The 12,975-nt window shown below is 53.1% G+C and carries 7 protein-coding genes; all 7 read right to left on the minus strand.

All coding sequences use genetic code 11. From position 1 onward, the window contains the following. Positions 1 to 28 precede the first annotated feature (28 nt). Positions 29 to 2,251 (minus strand): hypothetical protein, encoded by a 2,223-nt coding sequence (locus WCO56_15605; GenBank protein MEI7731001.1) that lies wholly within the window; start codon positions 2,249 to 2,251, stop codon positions 29 to 31. A 241-nt stretch (positions 2,252 to 2,492) separates the two neighbouring features. Further along, positions 2,493 to 3,005 carry a DEAD/DEAH box helicase gene (locus tag WCO56_15610; protein MEI7731002.1) on the minus strand — a complete coding sequence of 171 codons (513 nt, stop codon included), beginning with the start codon at positions 3,003 to 3,005 and terminating at the stop codon, positions 2,493 to 2,495. After that, a complete protein-coding gene (locus WCO56_15615) occupies positions 3,002 to 5,533 on the minus strand; it encodes a S8 family peptidase (GenBank protein ID MEI7731003.1) in 2,532 nt (843 codons plus the stop codon). The genes WCO56_15610 and WCO56_15615 overlap by 4 nt, the downstream gene beginning before the upstream one ends. A 12-nt stretch (positions 5,534 to 5,545) precedes the next feature. After that, positions 5,546 to 6,676, minus strand: coding sequence for an ATP-binding protein (locus tag WCO56_15620; GenBank protein MEI7731004.1), 1,131 nt, complete (start codon positions 6,674 to 6,676; stop codon positions 5,546 to 5,548). A gap of 304 nt (positions 6,677 to 6,980) precedes the next feature. After that, positions 6,981 to 7,877, minus strand: a complete 897-nt coding sequence (locus WCO56_15625) for a hypothetical protein (protein MEI7731005.1) — start codon at positions 7,875 to 7,877, stop codon at positions 6,981 to 6,983. Continuing rightward, entirely contained in the window at positions 7,864 to 8,745 is an 882-nt protein-coding gene (locus tag WCO56_15630) for a restriction endonuclease (GenBank protein MEI7731006.1), read from the minus strand. The genes WCO56_15625 and WCO56_15630 overlap by 14 nt, the downstream gene beginning before the upstream one ends. Before the next feature lie 17 nt (positions 8,746 to 8,762). Beyond that, positions 8,763 to 12,824, minus strand: a complete 4,062-nt coding sequence (locus WCO56_15635) for a hypothetical protein (GenBank protein ID MEI7731007.1) — start codon at positions 12,822 to 12,824, stop codon at positions 8,763 to 8,765. Positions 12,825 to 12,975 lie beyond the last annotated feature (151 nt).

Below are 12,975 nucleotides of genomic sequence, written 5' to 3' on the forward strand. Positions count from 1 at the left end.
GGTGCGCCGGGTTCATTGACCGATGGGCCTACGTGGGGCGGCTTTGTTTGTCGATAAGGGTACGGAGAGCAGTTTCCAAGCGCTTCAGTCCATTGTTTTGGCCAGCCGCCCAGTCCAGAATTTTGTTCTGGCGTTTGTGAAGTTCCAACGCCTCAGCCGGACGAAAATTTTCCGGCATCCTAATCAGCAACATCAATCGTTGGAGTTGATCTCGAGGATTGAGTTGATCAAAGAGGTCAAGGATAGATTCAATCGTGGGTTCGCATGTCTCCGTCAGCTCAACCGGAATCATCACACAGCGTCTGGCTTGGAATTTCTCCTTCCGTTTTCCTTCGACAGTCTCCTCCTTTCCATATAATTGCTGAATGCTGGAAGGAAGGGCTCGGAAGGTGGCAAGATCCACAAGGAATTCGCCTGATCCTGCAGCTGCTTCCAAACGGACGGCGTTGGCGATCGTAATTCCGGCCACCTTTCGCTGCCCGTCCATTACGCTGATGGATATTTCACCCGTAGCAGCTCCAATGCGAAACCAGCGCTTGGCGGATGAAACAGTTTTCCCTGCGTTGTTTGCCTGCGCCGATTCATGAACCGCCTTGGCGAAGTGATGCGCCTGTTCGGCTTGATCAAAAATCACGAAGGCATTGTCGCCAGCCGTGCCCAAAACGGCTTGATCCCATGAGATGCTTACCGCCTTCAAACCGGCTTTGACGAAGCCTTGGATTTGTTCGTTGAGCGACGCGACCACGTCGACGGAAAGGTTTTCCTCGAGTTCACGCGCAAGATCGCTGTATCCTTTTAGGTCTAGTTCAACGATGGTCTTTTTCATAGGTGTTTTTATAGAGTTATTATTTAAGGGGTGCAAGCTTGATGGACGTGCCTCGACTACGTCTCCGCGAGAGTTCCAATCCAGTGTGTCCTTTTGAAGGATCGCCTCTTGTGCTCGAAACGCGGCAGACCTTAGGGTCGGATTTTGTTGAATGAACTCCTTTATTTTGGTCAGTGCCTCGGAGCGATTAACCGCAGCATACTGAATCAGCAAATAGTCTAACCTTAAAAAAGAAAAATTGCAGGAAGGGTCCAAAAAAACAGGATGCCAGCGGCGAAATGTCAATGGATTATCATACCAAAGTATCGTCAAATGAACTAACTGCCAGAAAAGTCTAAAATAGCCAAAAAACCAACCAAACGACGTTAACACTGCACCGAAAACGGCCTCTTGCCAGCCATCTCCGATATCGCTCGCGCCAGTGACGACACCACCAATAGCGCCGGCCCACCAGCCAAACGAAGGTGGGCAAAATCGCCCACAGAAGTAACCTATCAGGGCTCCAAAAATTGGACCTGCCCAGAGCCCACCCTGAATCGCCGCTGCCAATGCTCCTAAGTAAGCAACGAATATTCCAAGCGAAAGGCCTGCTGACAACGATTGAAGAATACCAATCAATAATCCCGCAGCTAATATAAACAAAACTGCTGTTGCTGAGTAAGTTATCCAAGACGATTCCATCGGAACCTGTAGAAGAAACGTGGCCGCTAGCAGAGTAACTGTGAGGCAAAGCTCAAGATAGGGAAGTATATGCAGGTACAATCTAAACTGGACCCGTGCTCTTTCACGAGGGCTGTTTGGCTCTTCATCCCGACGTTTATAACAGTTCCAGAAGTAAGCAAGTGCCCGTATGTGGCCGCTTGTTGTTAGACCAAAACGTGATACGTCTAACCGGACTTGTTTAGAAATCAGTTTGGTTGGCTGGTTCGGCCCCAGCCGTTCTTCAATAAGCTTCCAGGACCTGGGCCAGTAAACAGGCCCGATACGACGCAGCAGTTCTTCACGCCCATAGATTTCGTGCCAGATCTTCTCCCAAGACCAAACTTCGATGGTAAATAACCCGATGGCACGATTTTCATCCGTTAGCTCTCGGGCGCGCTGCTGCACTTTCACGTCGGCAGGACCGGTCGTTGCTAGGATAAACGCAGAAAGCGGCGGCTTGAACTCCCGTGCGTATGCCACCTCCGTTTCCAGATCTTTCACTGTCAGCTTGCTGCGTAATAGCCCATCCTTTTGCTTGCACTGGACTCCGATCCACCTGCCATCTTTCTGGCCAAAGACATCCACTCCGGCCTGTGGCTGGCCGCTACGCCCGTTCTTTTGCGCACCTGGATCGTTCCATATGTCTTTCCACAAATCGAGGCATAGCGACTCGAAATCGTCCGGGTTGTTCGGTGGTGGAAAGGTTTCAGAGTTCGCGCTCATATTTGCTGATCAGCCTTTCTTCCATCCTCGCTTAGTCTTTGTCACCGGCTGCTCCGCGTGCAAATTTCCCCTTCCGGCGGGGGCGGTGGTGGTTTGGAAATCGAAGAGGGCTGTTTGTTGTGAACGGTTAACGGTTATGTTAGTGGCATCCTCCAACTGTGGACCGCTACACCAGCCTGTGTTGGCGTCGAAACCGGGAATTCCATTAAGGTCCGAGTTCATAGTAGACGGCAGATAGTAGTCATGCGGTGGTCACAATGGCAATTGCTTCATTCAAAGCTCTATGCCTGATCCGTTCGCTTTCTCCAAAACAAAGCGAGTCGAACCGCAGCCAACGGCTGCGATAGTTCAGATGATGATCAACTAACTCGGCAATGGCGTTCTGAATGACCGGTAGTAGGAAACACTCGGTTTTACCGGAACCGGTGCCGGTGGTAACCACAAGCGGCGACGCAGTCGGTCCGAGCAGGTGATGAATGGCTTCTGACTGCTGCAGAAACGCAACTTCGCTGCGCGAACGTGCCGCCATGGCTCGGGCAATCGCAGGATCAAGGGGCAAGTGATTCCATGACTCGCCGGCGCGGAATGGGCGATGCGCCTGATAAAAGGGCTCCTGAGCAAGGAACAGTGGTCGATCAAGTTCGGTTTCCAGTGCCTGCCGCAAGGCCCGGTCACGGGCGCGGAATTCCGATTGGAGGTGGTCGCGATACTCTTCGATGACATGATCCAGAGCGATACTAGGATTTAGGCTCATACGGACTGGTGAATGGCAATCGTAACCGGCACATGAACCTGCGTGGAAATAGCCGTGTAAATATCAACATCCTGTTCCGGAGTGCGGATGGTTACCACTAAAGCATAGCGCAAACGACTATTATGGCGTTGGAGATGTGGACGAAGACGCCACCAACCATTGACTGGGTACACAGCAATTTGATTCTTCTCCGCCAATTGGGCTGCAGTGCCGCGCCAAGTATCGCTGTGAACCGACCCGCGATGCCGTAATTTGATACCCAAATCCCAGTCTTGAGAGTCCGCAGCTCCTGCTCGTCCTGTATTTTCCTCATCACGCGCTTCACGATTGATGCGGGCACGAAATCTAGCGTCATCCTCTTCGGGGCGTTTAACATCAAAGCGTAGACCACACGAAGCGTAACGATAACGGTCGTTCGTTTGACGAGGACCAGGGTTGGCCTCAACAAAGTAGGACAGGGTAACCCGCATTTCAGCCTGCGTGAGGCCGTATTGCAGGAGAATTTCACGAGGCCACTTCAATGTGTGGAGTTTCAGTTCATTCGTTTTGATTTGCCCATCTTCAATGATGAAGGGCTGAATTTCATCCTGGCAGATCAAAGTAACTGAACTGCTGGCACTGCGCAGAGCCGCTTGAAGGTTGGGGGAACCATAACCGAATTTCCTAAGTATTGAAGGCCATTTGGATTTTGGAATATCGCACACGTTCACATTGTCCAACATGGCTGGAGTCCAACGCGCAGAATGGATCAGCAGAGCGCGAAGGGTTTCCGGCCAATAATGAGGATATTCAGCTTGAATAATGGCGGCGGTGCGAGCCGCCAGCACCGTCGCGGCACTAGTGTCACCAGTTACCCCCAAGAGGCGGGATCGAAAATTAGCGTTTGTAGAAAGCAGTTGGAGAGAATCGTGGTAATCAGCTGAACCATCCGCCGGATTGGTTGCTTTATTGCCACCTTCCATCACAACATCTGGTTTGATGGGCCATTGATCATTCCAGACAAGAGAGGTGGTGCTGGCTGGTGCCAGTGCTCCATCGGGCGCCAAAGGCTGCCACCCTGGCATGGCTTGTTGGTCTATATTCACCTTGTTGGTGAAAGCCCCAACAGTCACCGCATTCCAAGCTTGGGCTGGATCGTGAATCTGCTCGGTTTCGTTCTTGGCGGGATATTCGGCAGAATACTGGATATCGGTATTACCCGCACTTACAAAAACCAGTCGTTGGTTATCAGCAGATTCACCAGCGCCCGCGCAGATTTGATCCAGTTCGGCAGACCAAGAAGTGGGGCGTCCCCTAGCCCGAGTATCCACACTGGTGATTTGCATGGAAAAAACTCGACTTCGTTGAGGTGCGCCAATTTCGGCCCGTGCTACGCACTCCTTGGTAATGGCTCCGTAAAGCTTCGGATCGTTAGCACCAACCGGAGGTATTATTTTCACCGATTCAAGACAGTGGGTGAGTTGAATTGGCATGTTTCCCTCTAACGGAAAGGTAAGGTCGCCAAATAATGCCAGTCCCGCCATCTGAGTACCGTGCCCATTAGGTTGCTGAGTATCCGTCACCCCCCAATTGGGATCATAGGCATGCATATCCTGCATTTGAAGGGATGCGGACAACAAGGGATGCCCCTGATTGACACCAGTATCGAGTAAACAAACCGATGGTTGATCAGGACCAGGAGGAATGACGCGTTCAAGCAGGTCGGCGGTCCACGCATTCTGTTCGATAGGGCTCATGGCCGTAAAAAAGGAAGCGGTGACCTGAGGCGCACGCAACTCGGTTAAACAGTTCAACAAATCTAAGGACTGTTCGAGTTGCTGTCTTGTGGCACGAATGAGCAATACCGTATTTTCAGGAAGATTAATCTGCGGTCTTTCTATGTCAATTTTCAGTGCGGCAGCTTGCTGACGGAACAATTGCAGTACGCTTTGGCGACCGTCTTCCCCATCCCCCACATGGAGCCAAACTTCCCAAGCAGTGGGCTCTTTGCAGTCGGGCATGGGCTTTTCCTCTTCCGTCCAGAAAGCCTCCAAGGCCGCTATGCGTATCTCGGCAATGGTCGCAACAAGTTTCTCGTTCTTATAATGCCCATTCAGGGTTTGTTGGCTTCGATAAGCCTCAATTTTTTTAACTAAAACGTCCAATTTACCAAATGGTACGCGGACGGTAGCAAGAGTCATTTCTTCCTGTTTGCCTTTAATGACAACCAACCGTTTACGGACGTTTAAAAGGGTGAGCCCGGATTTATCCAGTGAATCAACATTGAGGGGAAAACCTCCATCGCTGGTAAACTCAAGAAGCAGCCCCCATTCAGTGGACAGGCCAGTTGCAACACGTTCCTTGTGAATACGATCAGCAGCCTCCTGAATGCACGCAAGTTGATTATTTAATCGGGCAGCATGTTGCTGACGTTCTCTGGGTGGAAACTTGATACTACTTCCCCGACTGGGTGGTGGCGTAAAGGAGTGGACTACCCCTTGGTGATCAAACAGAAAGTGTCGATAACCGTCGTGACTTTTCTGGGGCATGCGTTCCTCCGATCATGGTTGGCCTCGTTTTAAAAAGGTGTGCCGCTCACGGATAGCTGCCAACAACTCAGCAGTGTTTACATCCGCACGGTCTCGCAACAACATTTCCTTGATGGTTTCGTCGCAAGCCTTAACTATCTCGGCAAAACTCATGCCAAACGCCGCAGTAGTGGCTTTGCCCAAGTCAACTGCCACTTTGCCAGGAGCCAGAGCCAGCCGTCGTTGCAGCGTCTGCCGAATTGCAGTACGGTCAGGCAATTGGAAATCCAGCAGATCGTCGAACCGCCGGAAAAGTGCTGCATCCAAACTGTGTCCGTGGTTGGTCGCCGCAATTATCAAGCTGGTTCCAGTGTGAAGTTCAATAAAAGTTAAAAAACTATTCAAAACCCGACGAATCTCACCAACATCGGACCCTTGACCGCGTTCCAAACCAATGGAATCAAACTCATCAAAAAGATATACAGCCCGCGTGCGTTCAACGGAGTCGAAGATCATCCGCAGTTTGACAGTCGTCTCGCCCATGAACTTGGTGATTAAACCATCGAGTCTAACCACCAGCAATGGGATACCAAGCTCCCCCGCAAGGGCAGAGGCTGTCATGGTCTTGCCACAACCCGGAGGGCCAGTGAGAAGCAATTTCTGCCGGGGTTTGAGGTTGTGGCCTCGCAGTTTGCCAATATGCCGCTGCTCATCAAGAATGCGTTGTAACCGAACCGATAGTTCGGGGGCAAGAATCATGTCAGACAAACGGGTCTCAGGATAATAAGCGGTCAACAAGTCTGCCAGTTCGCCGCGCGGCGCGGCAAATTGAAGCACTGCTCCCCCGCTGGTAACCAGAGCTCGTTTCTCGCGGGCTTTGTCTATTAACGCTCTCAGCTCGGCAGCAAAGTCAGCATGACCATTCTTTGCCTCGTTAGCAGCTACCTGCATAGCAATGGCGTAAAACCGCGCGTCGTCAGTGTCCGCGTGGCTTTTAACCAGTGCTTTAATTTGTTCTGCGGTCGCCATCGGTTTTGCCAATAAGATATTGGAATAAAAGACTGCTAGCCAGCAGAAAAGCGATTCTTTGAAGGAATGTGCACGGACCGGCTGGAATTGCCAAATTAGATGGTAAAGTGGAGCGCTAAAGCGGAACAACACCATGCCGGCCAACCAAGGCCATACTTTGGTAATTTATGATCGGCGTGACATATGAATTTGTGAAAGAAAACCGACCGCTTGTGCGACTTCTGTGTAGCAATTGACCAAATCGTTGTTCCGCAAATCATCAATTGGTATTTCAAGAACGAAGACACCGATCAGGGGCATAACGCTCCACTCGATCCACTCCCCTTACCAGAATACCATCCTCAAAATTGAGTTCGCGTGACATGGGACTCTTAAATCTTCAGCGTTATAGAACCCGTGTTTCCACTACTTGGATAGTTGAATGCTAGGTTTATCCTTATTATTGGCTACCGCTAGGCGGGATGCTAAAGGAGCTGTTTTGTGTGTTAACTTGGAACGAACCAAAACTTTCACTCGATTCGGTTGTCGCGCCTGGCGCGGATTCACGCGTTCGCACTATTGGACAATCCTTATCCTCTGCCTTAATCCATGAATCAAAACCTGCCCAAGTGTCACCGAATTCTTTCAAAACATTGCCCCAATCTTCGTTTACCTGTGAATCAATATTCTGCCAAACCTGAACATCCTTTGACCAATCGGTTGCCGCGTCGTCATAATGACGAAGATTGAAAACAATCATCCCTCCATCAATGCGGTGCGGCACGAGGATTGAATGAATGAACTGATGCCGCCGCTCGAAGGCGTAATAGAGTTTGGGGTTCTTGGCTTGGGAGAGGGTTCGGGCTGCGAACTTCTCTTTTAGTTCTGGCTTCGCGCCGCATTTTGGGCAGACAGGAATTTCCTGCCGCTTTTCCTTTTTCAACGCCAGGACTGTTTTCGCTTCCTCTTGGGCATGGACAAAGTTGTCAATTGAAGCGCCCAAGTTATCCCAAAACGAAGTGCAAGCGGCATGAACCGAAAGCAGACTGAAATAATCTTCCTCCGTCGCGTCATGCTTCCCTGATTCTTCCGCTTTTTTGCATATTGCGATGATCTCGCGTTTTGCAATGAGCGCGTGATGCAGACGCACGAGGGCCGTGTAGTGGCATCCGGCAAATGGCATCCATTCGGGAATGACTTCCGAGCCGTCTTTGATTCGCCGGGTGAAAATGTGTCGTGACCAGACCCGTGAGTATGGTAGCAAAACCAGACTCAATTCGTCGAATTCTCGACAAATCAAGACTTCCAATGGGTCGCCTTTGGTTTGCAACCGATCAAAGTCGTTATTTCCGGTCATGGCTTGCCCTCTTTTTATGAATGTGCTCGATTTTTCCAGAATTGAAATCCTTCAGAATTGCCTCAACAATTTCTTCGCCAGCAATGACGATTTCAGTCATATCCAACTCCTCACGGTGATACGTGATTTTGACGCCTTCGACTTTGACAATATGGGACGCCCCGGATTTGTCTCTGCATTGGATGTAGTGGTCAGGTAGCGGGATTATCTTTATGTATGGACCACCTGCGCCCTTGCCATCGTCTGCAAGTGACTTGGGAAGCCAGCGGCGAAATTCATCTATTATTGGCTCGCCTTGCGCGCTAAGGAAAACCATATCAGGGCCATTTGCGAAAGTGAGTTCGCCATTTTGTAACGCATCTTTAATAGGTTGGACGGTATCGGCAGGGAAGAAAATTTCCACGCGAGGCGCTTGCTCTGGCGTGGAAACCAAACTGACTTCCTTGATTTTCACGTGGATGTTTTTGATTCTACCCTTCCAATCCTCTTCGGTTGGCTTTCGCAGGAGTTTTAGCCCAATACCGTAGTGTTTGGCAAACTCGATTACCCCCTTTTGGTAGCCCGTCTTCGTGACCATGATACCCTGACAATTCCCGATGTCGTGTATGACCGCAAAAAAGTTGCGGACCTTTTCGAGCGTGATATCACTCGCGTAGTTTTTGCACTCGATCAGGACGTGATGTTCGACCGTGGCGCGGCGGAAGCGCCAACTGACATCAACTTGATGTGTAACTCCGGAGCGCCCTTTGATGTCCAAGTTATGTTCAACTTTGATGTTGCCAGCGTTTTCATTTTGGAGAATCGCCTGGTAAACAGTCTGTGTAAATTTTTCGTATTCCACAGCCTCGGCATACATTTTCTCGTCCATAATCGTTTGTTCGCAGTTTATCGTGTCTTACCCCGCCGTCGAGTCGGCTTGCTCACCGGCTGTTCGGCAAACAGCGTGCCGCTGCCGGCAGGGGCGGTCGTGGTTTCAAAATCGAAAAGTTCGCCGGAAGTGGAACGCTGGGCTTCGCCGAAGACGGCGGCAGGAATCGGCAAATCAATGACTGGCTGCGGCAGATTTTCGTTGAGCGGGATATCCCAGTAGGGGTCGTGTTTCTTGGTGAAGGCTTCGAGACCGATGGATTGCAGTTCGTCGAAGGCGGCGAGGCATTGGCGGGGGGCGTCTTTGTAGCTGGAGTGGCTGAAAGTGCTCAGGACGTGGGCGTATTGGTCGCGGGTCAGGCCATAGGCTTGAGCCACGACTGCGTCAATTGCGGCGCGGACGGCCCAGCGGGCGTCCTCGCCCGACAGCACCGGCCAGGTGAACGCCGCGCCCGCCTCCCGCCACACCTCGACCAACTGCTCCCGCCACAACGGCGCGTAGCCCGCGTTGTTGCACGTCAGACGAAGCGCGGAATGCGCTAGAAAAGATCTCGCTGTTAGCGTCGTCGGAATCCTCGTGGCTCGAAAAATGAACGAACTGACTGTTGATCCCGCTTTCTGACGAACCTGCCAATCAGCAAAGAATGAGTTCAACACTGACGCAAGTGCGAGCGCGTAACCGTTAGTTCGCGTGCGAAGCTGGGTCTCGATTGCTGCCTTATGATTTGTAATGATTCCCGGCGGTAACACCGCGCAAATGAGTGTGCGCTCGTTGGTACTGGAGGCAACTTCGCGGTATGCCAAGCGATAGAACGCCATCGCTGGATTCCATTTGGATTTTCCGAGGACGACCGCAATGGGAGCACACACGCCCACCGGATAATCGCCGGTGTCGGTGAATTGGTTGAAAGCCTTTCCTTCAACCACCGGCACAAGTTCTGGGGCGGACTTACCTAAGTCGCGACTGATTTCAGATGCGAAGCGCACTGGATGACGAGGTAAATTGAAATCTGGATTGCGATGCAACTCCACTCCGTATGCAAAATCGAGACCGTCACGTTCCAACAACGCACCGAGTGAGATAACGCCGCTCGAATACAGAACGGCAAGCAAGTCAGCGTCCATCTGGCTTCGACATTCTGCGAATGTTAAAAGCTGCCCGCCAGTTCGACGAACAAAGTCGAGGGTGTAACGCAGAGCTGCAGGATGGCGCTCGGTGGCGAAAAGCCAAGAGTCATCATGAAGGTAAAACCCACAATCAAACGTGTTCGTGAATCCAGCATTCTGCGCCACCATAGCCGCGAATTTAAAACTCCGATGAATCTCAAAAAGTGCTCGCTTATTCTCGAATGAGTAACAGCAGCGAAGTTGCATGTGTTCGAGGTAAAGCTGGCGAACGCCAGTCGCGCCTTCGTTGGCGTGGATTGCGCTTGGATAAACGCAGCCAACCTGGCCACCGGGACGCAGAACCTGAGCAGCGCGTTCCGCAAATAAGCGGTAAAGGTCTGGACGGCCAGTGGTGTTCTTCCCGTTCAGCTTTACCGTCTGCCAGCGATAGAGCGCGTCGTGCAGGCGGAATTGTGCCTCGGTTTGTTCGATGAACTCGGCCCACAACCTTGCAGATTCAGGAATCCGTTTCGCGATGGCTTCGATGATTGGCTGGCGCGCTTTTTTGTCGTCAACGCTCAAAACCTCCAAATCATAGTTTGCCCAAAATTCTTCTTCTGGGACTTCAATTCGATCCCACGGAGGATTACCCAAATCGGCATCAAACCCGACGCGGATAGACGGATTGCCGTCGGGATAGAAGACTTCCGGAAATGCCAAGTCGAATGCCAACGCTGGGATGGCGTTCTTATTGAGGTCGGTGGTCAGCGTTCGGAAGTCAGAAACATTGTTCGAGACGGCGGGCAGGCCAAGGCCTTTGGCAATCATGCGCAGCAGGGTAGGAGATAGTAGCTGGGAGCTGGAAGATGGAATAAAACCGGTTTCGGCAATGTGCCTTGCGCATGAGGCATAGGCAGTGTCGTCGCTGCCTTCCGGGCCAAGCATCACGCCACCGCTCCAAGCGGCGGCGAGAAGTTTGAACGGGGCCAAGGCCTTATCCAGCCGGACCTTGGCAGCTTGCTTGGCTTCGATATCGGCCACGGTCACGCCCACGGTGGCTTCCAGGGCGCGGACGTGCTGGAGGGCGTCGCCCAGCGCGGCGGTAAGCTTGGCGGTCAGCCCATGCGAGAACAGGTCGTCGAGCGGCTGCTGGGAGCCGGGGTATTTGAGCAGGTGCTCGAAGAACGGGCCGGTAAGGGCATCACCCACGACTAGCCGGTGATCCAAAAACGTGAGCGGCAGACCCTCAGCGTGACATTCAATCCAGAGTGCGAGCTTGGCGAGTTCGACGGCGAGCGGGTTTTTATCCACCCCGTACAGGCAGTGAACGGCGATCATGCGACGGCAAAGGGCGATGGCCTTGTTGTGCGAGACGCCGCCAGCGGTGCCCTCCACGGAACGGCTAGGCAGATAGCGGAGCAGTTCGTCGTCAGGGTCCGGCAGATCAATGACACGCTGGCGGAGTGTTTCCGCACGGGCAGTTTGTTCGGCGGCAAGGGCCTGGTGCTCCGGCTTGGTATTGGCAGATAAGCGGTAGGACTCGGCGAGTTTTTCGGCAGCGGCGGCGAGTTCGTCGCAACGGCGCGCGGCATCATACAGGGCTTCACCCAAGAAACGGCAGCTTTCGACCAGAAAATGGCCGCTGCCCATGGCTTTATCAATGACCTTGAGCCGGAGGATGGCACAAGGCTGCGGATCGTCCACTGGGCTGACGCGCTGCACCAACGGACCAAGGGTTTCGCGCACGAGAAAGCGAACGAACGAGTGCGGCGTGTAGAATGAGCCGGTGGCTTTGCGCCCGAGGCCGACGCGAAGATAAAAGCGGTCGGGCGGAATTTCCTCGATCCACTCGACCTTGGTCTTCTTGGTGCCAGCGGCACCTGCCTCGTCGTCCTCATCTGGTTCAGGTTCTTCGCCGGCCAATTCCAAATTTTCCGGCGCGGCAACGATGGCTGCCGCCACCGGCTTGTACCGTTCGCCTTGGGCGGCGGGAACGACGACTTCCAGCTTGGCGCGGCGCAGGCGGCACATGGGCTCGGCACTGATACCAGGGTCAAGTTCCAGCAGGGCTTCGTACACGCGGCCAAGGTCTTCCACGTCAAGTGGTCCATAGTGGACCCGTTCGCGGGCAGTCGTACCGCGCCCAGTGCGCGTCCAGAGGAGATTATCGAGCAGCCTGGCAACGGCGGTTTCCGTCCATGCCAACCGGCCAAAAATCGGCGTGGTCGCGGGGGCAAACAATGCTCCGGCCATGGGCCGTACGTTCAGTTCGGTGCATTGGAGGCCATCCGACAGCATGCGGAACAAGGCGCGAAGGCCATCCTGCAAGAGGCGCCCGGTTTGGGCGCCATGATCGAGAACGCGGCGGACAATGGGTGCGAGCGCGACGCTGGGGGAAAAGGTATTTCGCCAGAGGCTCGTCGAGGCGAAACTGAAGCTGCGCGCGGGATCATCGGTGGATTCCAGCTTCAGGATGAACAGAAGGCGATAGACGGTGATGAGTCCTTCGTGCCAGAGGTCTTTGGCTAGCGCGGCCTTATCCGCATATTCAGCGAGCACCGGTTGATTATCCGGATGGTCCAGTAATTCCTGGATAAACTCGCGGATCGCGTGGCGGGCCTGTTCGCGAAGGTCCTTGGTGACTTTGGCCTGCTGCAGCCGGGCCTTGTCGATCAGTTCGGGCAGAGCTTTGACGCCAGCGGGACATGCCAAGGCAAGGAGCAGTCGCATGGAATCCGGCAAGTCGCGGCTGCGTTTCCAGTACGGATCTATGGAAATGGCAACCAGAGAATCCACCCGCGCCGGATCGGAAATAATGAGACGCAGTTCAAGTCCGTTCGTGAGGATGCCCAGACGCTCACCGGCAGCCAAAAGAACGCGCTGGGCGACACGGGTATGGCTGAAACGGTAAGCCAGACCGCGCCGGGCCGGGGCATCAAGATCAGCGTCGAGGTCCACGCACCATACGCGCAAACGTGACTTGCCATCTTCGGTAAGCAGTAATGAGCCACCGTCTTCAGCGCCTTCACGAGTCTGAACCGCTTCGACGGCTTCAATGCGGGCATAGCCTAGTTCTACTTCGTTAAGTTATTTCTTGCGTTGCCGTCCGGGGTGCGATAGTTTT

The sequence above is a fragment of the Verrucomicrobiota bacterium genome (genome assembly GCA_037139415.1).
In the GTDB taxonomy this organism is placed as follows: Bacteria; Verrucomicrobiota; Verrucomicrobiia; order Limisphaerales; family Fontisphaeraceae; genus JBAXGN01.

What these genes read in the sequence shown, in the direction of transcription:
- WCO56_15605 (MEI7731001.1), bottom strand. Translation starts at nt 2,251, where the DNA reads ATGAGCGCGAACTCTGAAACCTTTCCACCACCGAACAACCCGGACGAT.
- WCO56_15610 (MEI7731002.1), bottom strand. Translation starts at nt 3,005, where the DNA reads ATGAGCCTAAATCCTAGTATCGCTCTGGATCATGTCATCGAAGAGTAT.
- WCO56_15615 (MEI7731003.1), bottom strand. Translation starts at nt 5,533, where the DNA reads ATGCCCCAGAAAAGTCACGACGGTTATCGACACTTTCTGTTTGATCAC.
- WCO56_15620 (MEI7731004.1), bottom strand. Translation starts at nt 6,676, where the DNA reads ATGGTGTTGTTCCGCTTTAGCGCTCCACTTTACCATCTAATTTGGCAA.
- WCO56_15625 (MEI7731005.1), bottom strand. Translation starts at nt 7,877, where the DNA reads ATGACCGGAAATAACGACTTTGATCGGTTGCAAACCAAAGGCGACCCA.
- WCO56_15630 (MEI7731006.1), bottom strand. Translation starts at nt 8,745, where the DNA reads ATGGACGAGAAAATGTATGCCGAGGCTGTGGAATACGAAAAATTTACA.